Source organism: Salmonella sp. SAL03688 (assembly GCF_046551895.1).
Lineage (GTDB): Bacteria > Pseudomonadota > Gammaproteobacteria > Enterobacterales > Enterobacteriaceae > Salmonella > Salmonella enterica.
In genome coordinates, this window is record NZ_JBGDVI010000023.1 from 1 (window position 1) to 15119 (window position 15119).

At 49.2% G+C, this 15119-nt stretch carries 15 protein-coding genes and 1 pseudogene; 5 read left to right on the plus strand and 11 right to left on the minus strand.

The features are described from left to right. Window positions 1-98 precede the first annotated feature (98 nt). Together pipA and pipB are read right to left on the minus strand one after the other, a co-directional pair. Window positions 99-371, minus strand: a pseudogene (gene pipA, locus ACLJR2_RS19380) (type III secretion system effector protease PipA); the annotation flags it as partial. 221 nt (window positions 372-592) lie between these two features. Next, entirely contained in the window at window positions 593-1468 is an 876-nt protein-coding gene (pipB, locus tag ACLJR2_RS19385) for an SPI-2 type III secretion system effector PipB (protein WP_001123025.1), read from the minus strand. Window positions 1469-1685: 217 nt separating this feature from the next. On the opposite strand from pipB, the gene ACLJR2_RS19390 reads away from it, so the two are divergent. Then, the gene (locus ACLJR2_RS19390) at window positions 1686-2006 is read left to right on the plus strand and encodes a hypothetical protein (protein WP_077905117.1); all 321 of its coding nucleotides are present in this window, start codon (window positions 1686-1688) and stop codon (window positions 2004-2006) included. Window positions 2007-2015: 9 nt separating this feature from the next. Here the strand turns inward: ACLJR2_RS19390 and sigE are convergent, their stop codons facing one another. Further along, window positions 2016-2357: a type III secretion system chaperone SigE gene (gene sigE, locus ACLJR2_RS19395; protein WP_000444724.1), complete on the minus strand. Its 342-nt coding sequence runs from the start codon at window positions 2355-2357 to the stop codon at window positions 2016-2018. A 16-nt stretch (window positions 2358-2373) separates the two neighbouring features. Then, window positions 2374-4059 (minus strand): SPI-1 type III secretion system effector inositol phosphate phosphatase SopB, encoded by a 1686-nt coding sequence (gene sopB, locus ACLJR2_RS19400; protein WP_001166956.1) that lies wholly within the window; start codon window positions 4057-4059, stop codon window positions 2374-2376. 332 nt (window positions 4060-4391) lie between these two features. Between sopB and ACLJR2_RS19405 the strand changes: the two genes are divergently transcribed. Next, a complete protein-coding gene (locus ACLJR2_RS19405) occupies window positions 4392-4562 on the plus strand; it encodes a YlcI/YnfO family protein (RefSeq protein ID WP_001111006.1) in 171 nt (56 codons plus the stop codon). Here ACLJR2_RS19405 and ACLJR2_RS19410 read toward each other — a convergent pair whose 3' ends face one another. The 4 genes from ACLJR2_RS19410 to hprR form a co-directional block, all read right to left on the minus strand. Further along, on the minus strand, window positions 4563-4673 hold the full coding sequence (locus ACLJR2_RS19410; RefSeq protein ID WP_000174815.1) for a hypothetical protein: 111 nt from the start codon (window positions 4671-4673) through the stop codon (window positions 4563-4565). 108 nt (window positions 4674-4781) lie between these two features. After that, the gene (locus tag ACLJR2_RS19415; RefSeq protein ID WP_000760228.1) at window positions 4782-6251 is read right to left on the minus strand and encodes a C69 family dipeptidase; all 1470 of its coding nucleotides are present in this window, start codon (window positions 6249-6251) and stop codon (window positions 4782-4784) included. 172 nt (window positions 6252-6423) lie between these two features. Then, the gene (locus ACLJR2_RS19420; protein ID WP_000240044.1) at window positions 6424-7788 is read right to left on the minus strand and encodes a heavy metal sensor histidine kinase; all 1365 of its coding nucleotides are present in this window, start codon (window positions 7786-7788) and stop codon (window positions 6424-6426) included. Next, complete coding sequence (gene hprR, locus ACLJR2_RS19425) at window positions 7781-8461, minus strand: response regulator transcription factor HprR (RefSeq protein ID WP_000698207.1); 681 nt, start codon at window positions 8459-8461, stop codon at window positions 7781-7783. The genes ACLJR2_RS19420 and hprR overlap by 8 nt, the downstream gene beginning before the upstream one ends. A gap of 135 nt (window positions 8462-8596) precedes the next feature. Here hprR and hiuH point away from each other — a divergent pair, with 135 nt between their 5' ends. Continuing rightward, window positions 8597-9007, plus strand: a complete 411-nt coding sequence (gene hiuH, locus ACLJR2_RS19430; RefSeq protein ID WP_000820358.1) for a hydroxyisourate hydrolase — start codon at window positions 8597-8599, stop codon at window positions 9005-9007. Window positions 9008-9339: 332 nt separating this feature from the next. Here hiuH and ACLJR2_RS19435 read toward each other — a convergent pair whose 3' ends face one another. From ACLJR2_RS19435 to hpaR, 3 genes are all read right to left on the minus strand, one after another. Continuing rightward, complete coding sequence (locus ACLJR2_RS19435; protein ID WP_001195556.1) at window positions 9340-9852, minus strand: 4-hydroxyphenylacetate 3-monooxygenase reductase subunit; 513 nt, start codon at window positions 9850-9852, stop codon at window positions 9340-9342. A gap of 17 nt (window positions 9853-9869) precedes the next feature. Further along, the gene (hpaB, locus tag ACLJR2_RS19440; protein WP_000801496.1) at window positions 9870-11432 is read right to left on the minus strand and encodes a 4-hydroxyphenylacetate 3-monooxygenase, oxygenase component; all 1563 of its coding nucleotides are present in this window, start codon (window positions 11430-11432) and stop codon (window positions 9870-9872) included. Window positions 11433-11649: 217 nt separating this feature from the next. Continuing rightward, on the minus strand, window positions 11650-12090 hold the full coding sequence (hpaR, locus tag ACLJR2_RS19445) for a homoprotocatechuate degradation operon regulator HpaR (protein WP_000543922.1): 441 nt from the start codon (window positions 12088-12090) through the stop codon (window positions 11650-11652). A gap of 275 nt (window positions 12091-12365) precedes the next feature. On the opposite strand from hpaR, the gene hpaG reads away from it, so the two are divergent. Together hpaG and hpaE are read left to right on the plus strand one after the other, a co-directional pair. After that, complete coding sequence (gene hpaG / locus ACLJR2_RS19450) at window positions 12366-13655, plus strand: 4-hydroxyphenylacetate degradation bifunctional isomerase/decarboxylase (protein WP_000679213.1); 1290 nt, start codon at window positions 12366-12368, stop codon at window positions 13653-13655. Then, window positions 13652-15118, plus strand: coding sequence for a 5-carboxymethyl-2-hydroxymuconate semialdehyde dehydrogenase (gene hpaE, locus ACLJR2_RS19455; protein ID WP_000723529.1), 1467 nt, complete (start codon window positions 13652-13654; stop codon window positions 15116-15118). The genes hpaG and hpaE overlap by 4 nt, the downstream gene beginning before the upstream one ends. Window position 15119 lies beyond the last annotated feature (1 nt).

The following is a 15119-nucleotide window of genomic DNA, read 5'->3' on the forward strand; positions in this document are numbered from 1 at the left end:
CGGTGGCGTCGTCACAGTGCCTGTGGCGGTCTCAGTCCGGAACAATTTGAAAACCAGAACCTCGCTTAGGGCTGTGTCCACATTACGTGGGTAGGATCAGAGGATAGTTCATCGTAACATTCGTCATAAGTGTCGTCATCAATTTCTGTATCAGGGTCTATTCCACCCGCGCCTGAGATAAGGTACTCCACCACACACTCTGGCTCCAGACGGAATTCACTGTTTATGGCAAGGCTGTCATGAGCAAGGCGTAGCCGTGAGGGATTTGGTGCATGTTCGGGAATATCGGGGAAAACAGGTGTATCTGCGGTATTTAATCCATATGTGGATACTCCGCTTTGAGGTATTAATCTATAGGTGACCGGAAGCATAACTTCTTATTTCCTGACTACAATTATGAATTATTTAAATTAAACAATAATAGTGTTTTTAGTTAATGTGCCACATACAGATAACGCTATGATTCAGACAAAGCCAACAAGTAATACGCTGAAAATGTTATTTATAATGAAACTTAGGGGCGGGGTTTATTTAATAAAACAAGGGGGCCTCTGTTTGAATACTTCTTGTTTATAAAATCCCTTTATCTCGACTAAAATATCGGATGGGGGAAAAGAGTTCTATCATTGTAATCCGGGAGTGGAGTAGGGGTATGTTGACTACCTGTCAGATCGACTCCTGTTAATGCTTTCGCTAAAGTTAGAGCTATCTTATCTAATTTCGCACCATTTAGTTTGGTGTCAGTTAAGTCTGAGCCGAATAGAATTGCAGCGGTTAAGTTTACACCGGACATGTTAGCGCAAGTCAGGTTTGCGTGAGTCAGGTTTGCTTTAGTCATGTTTGAACCCATTAGATTTACAGCGTGTAGATTTGCACAACACAAATTTGCACCGACTAAATTTACATTAGATAGATTTGTTTCACGGAAATCTGCATCAGAAGCATCTATGTCTGACAAATCTTCCCCCTGGAAATCTTTATGAGCCAGGTTTACTCCGCGCAGGTTCAAAAAACCATCCTCGGTTATAAGTGAATCAGGCTGTTGTATATTATGTTTACTCATCAGTTTTAACATTCGACATACATTCCAAAATCTCTCACTATCAACTTTATCCGTTACAGTTTTTCCATTTTTGTTCACTTCAATAATGACCATGGGATCCGTATTTTCGGATGCTGCTCCACATGACAGACATATAGTACACCCGTTGACATCCTCCAGAAATATTTTATTACCATCGAAGAAAGCATCTTTATTTACATATAATAATGATGTGGTCAGTTTTCCAATTACCTCCCGAAAGCATCTTTCATTGCTTCTTCTTACTCCACCACAGGTAAAAAAATTGACAAGCCATTCAAGTACACCGCGTGGTGAAGTTGCACTTTTCATTGCTTCTTTCGTACCGATACCGGCCGCATGCAAATATCTTAATATATTTTCTGGGGACGCGTTAGTTATTGGCATTTTGATTCCTTCTTATGGAAGTGAGTCGATTCCTTATAGGTGTGAGTCAAGTCACATTTATACAAGGAATAATAAAAAAAGATATAAGGTGATTTTTGTATTTAGAGCTTTGGTTGAGTATGAGTAGGTGTCTGGCATCTGACAAGAGGCGATGATATCTGCCATAACGGTGAAGCAGAAGTAATATCACCCGTGAATAATAAGATTATCCTTGCTATTGACTTCCTTCATTTCCAGCATAGCTTACGCTTCATCATCATTGAATAAACAATTAAGTTTGTTGAGCGAAAATTTACTTAAAGAAAAAATAATAAGTACCAATATTTTTTGCAGCATTTCAACTTATAGCAGAATAAATGTGCGTAGATGGCGTAAAAACCTGATGAGCAGGAATACTTACACACTAAAAATGCTCCCGCAAACAGAGCAAAATGAGAAAGAGGAACGTTTGCCCCTTACATTTCCACCAAAGATTCTGGTTTTGTCTCTTGTAAAGGGCATACGTATCGCGTTTTATCTCATTAAGAAAGTATGTTGACGTATTAAATTATGCATAATGCTCTTTCAATTGCTTCACGTTTGAAATGAATAATTCAAAACCAGTGAGCGCCTCTTCTTCGGTACTGGTTTGCGGCAAGCGATAAAGCGCCACTAAAGCAGTATTGTCTGCGTCAGCGCCGATAGTGACGGCGCTGGTGTAGTTAAGACGTAAAAAATGCTGCAAAGTCAGGATGTCGTCAGGCAGTGGCATAAAGGGACAGCACATTTCCAGTGTATGATCGGATTCATTAAAATAAACCTGTATCCCATCATCAATGATAAGCAGTGGCTCATCTTCTGGCGCATCCAGGCCTAACGCGTCATATAAACGATTTAATAGACTTTCCATATAGTTACCTCAAGACTCAAGATGTGATTAATGAAGAAATGCCTTTTACTGACTGCCAAATATTTTCATCCCCAACTCGTTTTTGATAGGAAAGATTGAGCACCTCTGGCGATAAATTTTTCATTACTTTGTTTCCCGCCCCGCCCGTATTTTGTTTCTGAATCTCCAGGTTACCGCTATTCAGTAATACTTTTTGGAAAATTTTCTGTCCACCGCTATCCGGAAGACTACCAGGCGCACTTAACATATGGGTCTGATGTAAGGAAATGATCTCTCGCTTGATTTCTGAATCCATCATTCCTGTACGATCTTTGCCGCTTTTACAATTCCAGGCGGGCACCGCGTCAATTTCATGGGCTAACATGGCAAGGCGTTGTGCGAGTTTATAGGGTTCGCCGCCATCTTTATGATGTTGGTTATTTTTCCAGATATCCTTAATCTGGCGCGCTAATGTATTGACGACCTCATAATTATCCGGGTATTGCGCCAGCCATTCGCCAACCCAGCCACCTGGTCTGGCTTCAGGGCGTAAATCATTGCCTAATAACTGATGTAGCGCTTCGGCATTATATCTATCCGATGCCTTAAGGCCAAAGCCGAGCTTGAGCGCCAGCTCATTAACACCCACATTAAATGCGGCGACGTCCGGTTTTATTTTTACCGTCTGTAGATCGCCATCTTTATTGCGGATTTTTAAATGAATCATTTTTCCCGGCTGGGTCAACGATTGCCATGCGCGCATTTGATCCTCGACCATCGTTCCCTCTTTGCCGAAAATATTCGACGCGGTGAGTAACCCGACGGATACCAGTTTCAGGCTTACCGCTTCGCCCGCTAAGGCTCTGTTAAGCAACTCAGGTTTACTAAAAAGTGCCGCAGTTAATACTTCTTTGGCTTTGTTTTCAGCGCCGACCTGACGCAGAAGCGGATCTTTTTCATGATAGGGGGAAAGCACGCCATGACGTATCCCGCAAAAAAGCGTTTTATCTTTACCGTCCTCATGCACACTCACCGTGGACATCCACAAATTATTGGCGTGATGAATATTCCTGGTATCCCAACTGCATACGCCCTTTCCCTGATAAGCACTGGGAAAGATATCTTTTGCGCCGATTTTCATCTCTGCGGCAGGGAGCTGCGTGTTGGTATAGTGATGCCCGTTATGCGTGAGTGTATTTTTTATGGTTTGCCAGGGCTGGTTATTAAGCTGCTTGACCTGAGCATCTCTAAACGCTACTGCCGCAAAGCGATGAGCTTCTTTTGCAGGTAAGCCATCCTGCTGCTGAGTGCGTGCTGCAATAAGTTCGATAAGATTTTTCTTCAATGCTTTTGCCGCGGCTTCTTCTTGTTTTGTTGCTGGCCGGTCCGCTTTAACTTTGGCTAACTCCATTTGGTTTGCCATTGACGTTAGAACCGGGTCTTGTTTACCCAGAACGGTTGCCGCGACGGTAAGAAGATCGCGCTGTAAGTTATAGATGTCATGCAGGGAGTGGTTAGACGTCTTCTGATGCTGTAGATAATTCCCCCATGTCGCGCCGGGTTCTCGCAGGACAATAATTTCCGGGCGAACGTCGGGCGCTTTAGCCGGCGCTTTGCCCTGGCCTGAGAGAATCTGCATTCCGTTGTATAAGGTTTTTTGTAGGCTTTTAAAAGCCTCCTGGGTTTTTAGTGAAGCTGAGTGATAGAAGCTCTGTATTTGCATAGCGTTTTTAATATTCCTGAATAGGGGAGTGGGAACATTCAACAGGGTTAACAACCCTTTAAAAGGATGTGACTTTTATGCACCAAGAACTTTAAAAAAATGTCCTTTTTAATGAGGAAACGCTTCTGATCAGGCGGGGAGGCATCCTGACGTCCATACGTAGTGGCGATCATGGGGGGAGATCGGTACATCAAATGTTCATAAAATCTACAAACTTCACAATTTAGGGCACAACTTTTATTGAAAACCCACCTTCTTGACTCAGATCAAATTCACCGATTTACTCCTGCGTAAAGTAACGGCGTTACATCAAATGTTATACAGGTGTGTGTATGCCAGCAAAGCCCCGGACAAGTAAGACCGTGACGAAGAATATTCGTTTTTCCTATTCCATGCTTGAACAGATAGAATTCGCGTTGAAATCTGAAAAGACGCGGAATTTTTCAGCATGGGTAAAAGAGGCCTGTCGGGAAAAGTTATGTAACACGGGACATAAGTTGTAGTTATCGTTTTATGCGAGAGGAGGCGGCCATTTTGAAAAGAACAACGTGCTTATATACCTCCTGGGTTTTTGCCGCTTTTGTCTCTCTGCTGATATTTGCCTGGAGTGTCATAAACTATCCTCTCTATGAATCCATAATAATTATTGTCTTTTATATCTGGCTAATTCTGGTGCCGCTTTATCTTATTGTGTATGAGTGGCTAATAGATTGTCATTGAATTTATGGTTGCGTACTTGAAAAGTGATATTTCATATCTGTGCGGTAAGTCATTGTCGTAATAATATTATTGGTCAGGCGACGGGCGAGCGTTTGCGCATTTTGCATCGTTTTATCTTCAAAATTTTGCAGTAAGCGTTGCGCTTCTTTCGGATGCGACGCATATAATCTCAGATAGCTCTGCTCCATCTTATACTGCTGCTTAGCTGTTTGCTGTTCAAATGTTTTCCAGGCGTGTTGCACATCTGGCGCAAACGCATTGTAGTCCTGCATAACCAGCGTTTGCAGCGTGCGGAATGTCCAGTAGGTAGAGTCGTTGCTCGCCCGATCGGTTCCTTTATCATCTCCGGGTTGATAATGACGCATTCCCTGATAATAGGGGAGATAGACGCTAAGAGATGGCATTCCATAGGCGATGTATTCTACGTTACCGATAGCCTGCGGTAATTTCGGTCTGACCTGTAAAATATGTGACTCCTGGGTACGAAAAACGGATATGGGTCGCCATGGTTCTTGTGGGTTATGACTGGCATAAGGGTCGTGCGACGTTCCCTGATAGTGATTGCGTAACGCGTTTTTTACTGCCGCTACGCTAATTTTCGTTATTGGCGTTAAAAAAACAGGAAATGTTTCCCCTTCGCTAACGACCGTATCCAGATGCGGATTAAACTGATGTTGTAGCGTCCAGACGCGCGGATAATTATAGGTGGTATCGTTTTTGTTATCCTGCGAATAGGCTTGATGAAAGTCGAATTCGCCGCGGGCCGGATCATATAATCCCTGCTTTTTCGCAAAGCTTACTAACGTTGGTGACGCCATATAATTCGCGTTATCATTCGGATCGTAATGGCGTAAACGTCCCTGATTGGCGGAAACGAAATAGCTATCTGCCGGAAGTCGTACTGCCAGCCATTGATGACCGCTTCCCGTCTCCAGATACCATATCTCTTTGCTATCAATAAACGCGACGCCGAAACCTTCGCCCGCGCCTTTTTGTTCAATAATGTCTCCCAGTAATTTGGCGCCCTGACGCGCCGATTGCGCCACTGGCAGGATCACGGACTCAATGGCGTCTTCCGTGATTCCCGTTTTTGTCACGTAAGGATCGGCAGCCAGCGCCGCTCTGCCGTTATAAATGGTTTCCGTTGCGCTCATTCCGACGCCCGCCGAATTGAAACCGGCTTCACCCATGGCGTTATCGTTAGTATCAAAGTCATGAATCGCCGTATAGCGCATCGCTGTCTCCGGAAGCGGCCAGCTAAAATTGTTCCGATGTGCTTTATACTCGCCTTGTTGATGAAACGCGATGGGATGAATAACCTTATGCTTGGCGTTATTTGCCGAGCCATCTTCGTTGCGCGCGATAATGAAGGAGCCGTCAGCCGAAGCCTGATTGCCTACCAAAAGGGTAGTACAGGCGATGACTTTACCCATACCCAGCAGCGTAACGGCGAATGCAAGATACTTTTTCATAAAGGTTCCCACTGAATAACGCGTTATGGGATGAATTGACCCTGGATTGGAAACCGAGAAAGTGATCGAGCCAGCAATATTCTTTGCCGGCATCCTTTATTTTCTCTTTATTGAGGTTGTATTGATAACCACAGCCCTGTGGCAGGGAAGGGGAACAGAACCTGTACTGACCTTAGCTATCACCGCTATCAGGCAGACGAACCGAAAAGATATTATGTTCATCGGCATAGCGGTAAGATGCCGCGCCACCGTGCAATAGAGCAATCGCGTTAACCAACGATAGCCCCAGGCCGAAACCAGCAGTGTGGCGGGCATTATCTCCTCGCCAAAAACGCCGGAAAAGCTTATCCGCATCGGCGGGGTGGCTGCCCGGATTAGCGACCCGAATTTCTGCAACGTTATCATCATAAGCGCTTTCAATACGTATCACGGCGTTTTCATCAGAATAACGGATGGCATTCGTCAGCAGGTTTGAGAGCACTCTTTGTAATAATATTTCGTCAGCCCATACCGTTCCCTGACATTGATTTATAAAACAGATGCGCTTCTCCTCGGCAAGGGGGCTAAGATAATCCAGCATATTTTCGACCAGCGCATTGAGCGAAACAGGCTGTTTTTTTACCGCTATATTCTGGTGCTCCGCGCGTGCCAGAAAGAGAATATTTTCTGTCAGTCGCGACAGTCCCTCCAGCTCTTCAATATTATCGACAAGGGCTTGTTGATACTCTTCGGCGCTGCGTTCCTGACTCAGCATCACCTGATTCTTCCCCAGTAAAATATTAACCGGCGTGCGCAGCTCATGCGCCAGATCGTCGGCAAATTGGTTCAGGCGTTCAAAATCGTCGGAAAGCTTCTGGCGCATAGTATTTAGCGCTTGTCCAAGCGGCCTGAGCTCGACGGGTAACGCCTGTTCCGCCAACGGCTGGCGAAGTGTGCCGCTATCTGTCGCCGCGGTGAGTCGGCTGAGCGACGTAATGGCCCGCAGCCCGTTTCTGATGACTAATGGACTGAGCGCCGAACAGACGAGGATCGCGATAAGGCTCATCAGCAAACTGTTGCGGCGATATTGCGTCAGCATTTGCCGCCTTTCCGTCGCCAGCCTGGCAATAGTAAGGGTCAGCGGGTCATCGCCGCTTCTGGCGTTTACTCGTACCGCGGTCAGCTCCGTGCCTTGCACCGCCTGGCGAAATAAGGTTTCGCGGGTGATGTTTTTAGTCAGCGGAATCTCGTTAAAGCGTTGGTCGGGGATGCCGCTATGATTAATCGCAACATTGTGGCCTGTTGCTGAATGGATCAATAAGATGTCCTGCTTCGTATCCACCATCCGATTGAAATAGAGCGGCAGATTTTCCGGCCTGGCGCCATCCAGTAACAGTTGCTGCATTTGCGCCGCCCGATTTATTAGCGTCATATCATCCCGATACGTTAATTCTTTGCTCAGCGCGTTATAGAGCGTCCAGCTAATGCCGGTACAGGCGAGGATAAGGATGGCGATAAAAGAAATTGTCAGGCGCAGCGTCATTGATAACTTAACCATTCTGCGACGTTTCCGCCTGTAATCGATAACCCATCCCCCGGACGGTCATAATGAGCTTCTTTTCAAATGGATCGTCTACTTTGGCGCGCAGCCGACGAATCGCGACATCAACGGTGTTGGTTTCACTATCAAAGTTAATTCCCCAAACTTCGCTGGCGATCGCGGTTCGGGGCACGATTTCTCCTGCCCGGGACGCCAGTAACCAGAGGAGCAGGAATTCTTTGCGGGTCAGGGAAATCGGTTTGCCATTTCGTGACACCGATTGCTTTGTGGCATCCATGTCCAGACCATTGATCGTCAGTCGGGTAAAGACCGGGACGTGCTGTCTGAGTTGAGCTCTCACCCGGGCCAGCAGTTCGGCGAAGGAAAAAGGCTTAACAAGGTAATCATTAGCGCCCGCCTCAAGACCTTTGACGCGATCCTCAACCGAGTCGCGCGCCGTCAGGCAAATAACAGGGGACTGATGCGCAGTGCGTAACGCGCGTAAAACCTGCCATCCATCAAGCCCCGGCAGCATAATATCAAGAATAATCAATGAATAATGTTCCTGAAGGGCCAGGTGTAATCCGTCTCGTCCATCACAGGCATAATCAACCACATAGCCTGCCTCCGTGAGTCCCTGACGTACCCACTCAATGGTTTTCTGGTTATCTTCAATCAATAAAATCTTCATCGACGCAGTATGCCATAGGCTTGTTAGCGAATCCGTAAATCTCCAACAAGATGACATAATTGTCATGTCCGTGTAAGGTTAATCCTGGACGCGCCAGATATATTTTCCTGCATCAATACCGTAAAGGAGTGAAGCATGAAACGACATATACTGGCTACCGTGATAGCATCTCTTGTTGCAGCCCCGGCAATGGCGCTGGCCGCTGGCAACAATATTCTCAGCGTACATATTCTCGATCAGCAAACAGGCAAACCGGCGCCCGGCGTGGAGGTGGTACTGGAGCAGAAAAAGGATAACGGATGGACGCAATTAAACACCGGGCATACCGACCAGGATGGACGTATTAAAGCACTGTGGCCCGAAAAAGCTGCCGCGCCGGGGGATTATCGCGTTATTTTTAAAACCGGCCAGTATTTTGAAAGTAAAAAACTGGACACATTTTTCCCGGAGATTCCCGTCGAGTTTCATATCAGCAAAACGAATGAGCACTATCATGTGCCGCTGTTATTAAGTCAGTATGGTTATTCAACCTATCGCGGGAGCTAATTTAGAGCCCATCCCATTAGGGCTATTTTACTTGCCATTTTGGTCCTGGGCAGTGCTCGCCAAAACGCGTTAGCGTTTTGAACGCCGCTAGCGGCGGCCCGAAGGGCGAGTGTAGCGAGTCAAACCTCACGTACTACGTGTACGCTCCGGTTTTTGCGCGCTGTCCGTGTTCAAACTGGCTGCGCCAATAACGCCTGGTGGGATAGGCTCTTAGATTGTATTAATCGCCGCGATTTATGGCGAGCAAACATCGCGGCGGGAATAAAAATCTTCAGCGTATCGACTCTTCTCCCACAAGCGGTGGTTATCCCGCTTGTGGGCATGAGTGACGGTTAAACAGGCGCTTCCATCTCAAGTCTGACCGGATGAAAACGGCGTTTGAAATAAATCAGGCCATGCCCATCCTGGCTAAGGATAATATTTTTGATCGCCACCAGATACACCAGATGCGTGCCAATGGTTTGTACCTCGCTGATCTCGCCTTCAAGACCGGCCAGCGCGCCGTTAAGTACCGGCTGGCCCAGCGGCCCGTTTTGCCAACATGGCTGGTGAAACCGCTCCTCCATCGCCATCCCCGTCATACCGGCAAAGTGGCGCGCCATCAGCTCCTGCTCATGGTTAAGTACATTAATGCACAGCCTGCCGTTGCCCTGAAAGACGGGGTTCATGGCGCTATTGGCATTAATACATACCATCACGGAGGGCGGCGTATCGGTGACGGAACAGACCGCTGTTGCGGTGATACCGCAGCGTCCGGCGTGACCCGCCGTGGTTACGATGTTGACCGCTGCCGCCAGACTTGCCATCGCATCGCGAAAACGCAGACGTTGTTCATCTACTTGCATGAGAACCTCCTGCCGCGTTATTTCAGCAGCTTATCCAGTTGATTGATGTCGTCGTTATTGTGCAAATGCGAAACCGTCCAGCCATTCTGATCGTATTCGGAGAGGCAGCGATCGACCATTGCCATCATCTTATCCATATTGCCGGAGCTCTGGGCCTGACGCAGGCACTGCAGACGAATTTCATCCTGGCTGCCCGAGTAGTTAATCTCGTACAGCTCATGGCGACCGCCAAACTCGCTGCCGATGGCATCCCACATCAATTTAAGAATTTTGATACGTTCAACATGGTCCATTCCGTTAGAGCCGCGTACGTATTTCGCCAGGTACTGGTCGATTTGCGGATTATTCAGATCGCGGGCGCTGGAAGGCAGGTAAATCAGGCCGCTGGTAACGTTACGTTCAATAATATTTTTAATTTTCGCGTAGGCCATTGGGGCCATCACACGATAGGTTTGCAGCGCGGCGTGGTCCGGCAGCCAGGCGCCGTTTACCCACGGGGTTGCTTCAGAACACATAGAATCGCTCAATGCCCAGAACATATTGCGCCAGGCCACGACTTCGCCGAGATCGGCCTGCACGCCCCGGAACTCTACGGTACCCGTACATTCGAGCGATTTTTTCAGCAGCGCGGTAATGAAATCAAGTTTAACCGCCAGACGAACACAGGCTTGCAGTGGATACATACGGGCAAAGCCGCCTTCCATCGTCCAGCGACGACAACGATCGAAATCACGGTAAATCAACACGTTTTCCCACGGGATCAGCACCTTGTCCATCACCAGAATGGCATCGTTTTCATCAAAGCGGCTGGAGAGTGGATAATCAAACGGCGAGCCCGTCGCGCCCGCGACCATTTCATACGAGGCGCGTGAAATAAGTTTTACGCCTTCGGCATCCATTGGCGCGACAAACATCAGAGCGAAATCCGGGTTTTCGCCCATCACCTGGGCTGAGCCGAAACCAATCATGTTGTAGTGAGTCAGGGCGGAGTTAGTGGCGACAACTTTCGCCCCGCTGACAATAATCCCGGCGTCCGTCTCTTTCTCCAGCTTGATATAGACGTCTTTCACTTCGTCGGCAGGTTTGTGGCGGTCAATGGGCGGGTTGACGATAGCATGGTTAAAGTACAGGCCAGTCTCCTGAATGCGGGTGTACCAATTGCGGGCGTTCTGCTCAAACTGGCCGTAGAAGGCTGGGTTAGCGCCCAGAGCGCAGCCAAAGGCGGCTTTGTAATCCGGTGTGCGTCCCATCCAGCCGTAACTCAGGCGTGACCACTCGGCGATAGCATCACGCTGTTGGCGCAGATCGTCTGCGCTTTTCGCCACGCGGAAAAATTTATGCGTATAACCGCCGCTGCCGGTATCGGTATTCCAGCATAGGGTATCTTGCATCGACGGTTTATGTAATGCGTCATACAGTTGTGCGACAGAGGCTGCGGCATTGCGGAATGCCGGATGTGTCGTAACATCTTTAACGCGTTCGCCGTAAATATAAATTTCCCGCCCGTCCTGCAGGCTTTTTAAATACTCTTCGCCCGTTAACGGACGCTTGTTATCAGTACGAAAATCTTCAGGTTTCATTGCGGCCTCTTCCTCGTTAATCGGAATGTTTTGTTAATAATATGTTTCTTATTTGTTGTTTAATTGAATAGGCAGAAGCGTAAACTGTGAAGAGACTTTCAGGACAACGGCGGGTACTTTTCAGATGAACGTCGAAGAAGAAGAGTAAAATGCGATCGCCGTCAACGTTGTAAGCGGGAGGGGATTCCCGCGTCGGCGGCGTGGGAAGGTAAGAATACTATGCTTCCGCTTCGCTATCAGGATGCTGGCGTCCCAGAGCAATAAGATCGTCCAGCAGCAGCATCAATTGCTGTGTTTTTTCGGGCGTGAAATCGGCCTCAATTTTTCGATAAGCCTCTTCAACCTGGCTCCGGGCACGGGCGTACAACGTTTGTCCCTGCTCCGTCAACATGACATATAACTTACGCTGATCGTTAACCGGCTTGAGTCGCAACACCAGTCCGTCTCGCTCCATGCGCGTCAATATTCCGGTCAGACTTGGACGCAAAATGCAGGTACGAAAGGCCAGCTCATGAAAATCCATAGAGGGGCTATCGGCCAGGATTCGCACAATGCGCCATTGCTGGTCGGTCAGATTGTGGCTTTTAACGATGGGGCGGAAATAGGTCATTGCCGCTTCGCGCGCCTGAAGCAATGCGATGGTTAATGAATCATGCATAAGCGTTTCTCTTTTGCAGAATTATTAATACCTGAATAATCGTGTTTACCGATGTGAGCTATGACATCTGTTTTTATGTCCAAAGTTTAACAGAAACAAAGGGTTTTATTTAACTATTTGATATGTATGCATTTAATTATTATTTTGTGAAAATATTGTTAATCACATCACAAATACTTTACTTCAGCTTGCTAAATGTACAGCGAAAGCATAAATCTAATCATTAATATATTAATGAAATCACAGCCCGTTAAATCGGCCTGAGGAGTTTATGTATGAAGGGTACTGTTTTCGCCGTTGCGTTAAACCATCGCAGCCAGCTTGATGCCTGGCAAGAGGCTTTCTCTCAGCCTCCCTATAATGAGCCGCCTAAAACCGCAGTGTGGTTCATCAAGCCGCGTAATACGGTGATTCGTCACGGCGAACCCATTCCTTATCCGCAGGGAGAAAAGGTACTGAGCGGCGCGACAGTGGCGCTCATTGTGGGGAAAACCGCCAGCCGGATACGCCCTGAAGCGGCGGCGGACTATATCGCCGGGTATGCGCTGGCTAACGAGGTCAGCCTGCCGGAAGAGAGCTTTTATCGCCCGGCGATTAAAGCGAAATGTCGCGATGGCTTTTGCCCGCTGGGTGAAATGGCGCCGCTGAGTGATGTGGATAACCTCACCATTATCACGGAAATCAACGGACGAGAAGCGGACCACTGGAATACTGCCGATTTACAGCGTAGCGCCGCACAGCTGCTTAGCGCGTTAAGTGAGTTCGCTACGCTTAACCCTGGCGATGCGATCTTACTCGGTACGCCGCAGAATCGCGTTGCGCTGCGTCCCGGCGATCGGGTGCGTATTCTGGCGAAAGGTTTACCCGCTCTGGAAAATCCGGTTGTCGCAGAAGATGAATTCGCCCGCCACCAGACGTTTACGTGGCCGCTGTCAGCGACGGGAACGTTATTTGCGCTGGGGTTGAACTACGCCGATCACGCCAGCGAGCTGGCATTTACGCCGCCGAAAGAGCCGCTGGTATTTATCAAAGCGCCAAACACCTTTACCGAACATCACCAAACGTCGGTGCGCCCGAACAACGTCGAATATATGCACTATGAAGCCGAACTGGTCGTGGTGATTGGCAAAACGGCGCGTAAGGTGAGCGAAGCCGAAGCCATGGAGTATGTGGCCGGTTACACCGTCTGTAACGACTACGCGATCCGCGACTATCTGGAAAACTACTACCGTCCGAATCTGCGGGTAAAAAGCCGCGACGGCCTGACGCCGATAGGCCCGTGGATTGTGGATAAAGAGGCGGTTTCTGATCCGCATAACCTGACGTTACGCACCTTTGTTAACGGTGAGCTGCGGCAGGAAGGGACGACCGCCGATCTGATCTTCAGCATCCCGTTCCTGATTTCTTATCTGAGCGAATTTATGACGTTGCAACCGGGCGACATGATTGCCACCGGTACGCCGAAAGGGTTGTCCGATGTGGTGCCGGGGGATGAAGTTGTCGTGGAAGTAGAAGGCGTGGGTCGCCTGGTTAACCGAATCGTCAGTGAGGAGAGTGCAAAATGAAGAAGATAAATCATTGGATTAACGGCAAAAACGTTGCAGGTAACGACTACTTCCAGACCACTAACCCGGCGACCGGTGACGTGCTGGCGGAAGTAGCCTCCGGCGGTGAAGCAGAAGTGAACCAGGCTGTCGCGGCGGCCAAAGAGGCGTTCCCGAAATGGGCCAATCTGCCGATGAAAGAGCGCGCGCGCCTGATGCGTCGTCTGGGTGACCTGATTGACCAGAACGTACCGGAAATCGCGGCGATGGAAACCGCCGACACCGGCCTGCCTATTCACCAGACTAAAAACGTGCTGATCCCGCGCGCCTCGCATAACTTCGAATTCTTCGCCGAAGTGTGCCAGCAGATGAACGGCAAGACCTATCCGGTTGACGATAAAATGCTCAATTATACGCTGGTGCAGCCCGTCGGCGTCTGCGCGCTGGTGTCGCCGTGGAACGTGCCGTTTATGACCGCGACCTGGAAAGTCGCGCCGTGCCTGGCGCTGGGCAACACCGCGGTGCTCAAAATGTCCGAGCTGTCGCCGTTGACTGCCGACAGGTTGGGCGAGTTGGCGCTGGAGGCAGGAATTCCGGCAGGCGTGCTGAACGTGGTGCAGGGCTACGGCGCGACGGCGGGCGATGCGCTGGTACGCCACCATGACGTGCGTGCGGTGTCGTTTACCGGCGGTACCGCCACCGGTCGCAATATCATGAAAAATGCCGGCCTGAAAAAATACTCGATGGAGCTGGGCGGTAAATCGCCGGTGCTGATTTTTGAAGATGCCGACATTGAGCGCGCGCTGGACGCCGCGCTGTTCACCATCTTCTCGATCAACGGCGAACGCTGCACCGCCGGGTCGCGCATCTTTATCCAGCAGAGCATTTACCCTGAGTTCGTGAAGCGCTTTGCCGAACGCGCGAATCGCCTGCGTGTCGGCGATCCGACCGACCCGAACACCCAGGTCGGCGCGCTGATTAGCCAACAGCACTGGGAAAAAGTCTCTGGCTATATTCGCCTCGGCATTGAAGAGGGCGCAACGCTGCTGGCGGGCGGTGCGGAAAAACCCACAGACCTGCCTGCGCATCTGAAAGGCGGTAACTTCCTGCGCCCAACCGTGCTGGCCGATGTCGACAACCGTATGCGCGTCGCGCAGGAAGAGATCTTTGGGCCAGTCGCCTGTCTGCTGCCATTCAAAGACGAAGCGGAAGGGTTACGTTTGGCGAACGACGTGGAATACGGTCTGGCCTCTTATATCTGGACCCAGGACGTGAGCAAAGTGTTGCGCCTGGCGCGTGGGATTGAAGCCGGCATGGTCTTCGTTAACACCCAGAACGTCCGCGACCTGCGCCAGCCGTTCGGCGGCGTGAAAGCCTCCGGTACCGGGCGCGAAGGCGGCGAATATAGCTTCGAAGTGTTTGCGGAAATGAAAAACGTCTGCATCTCAATGGGCGACCATCCTATCCCAAAATGGGGAGTTTGAT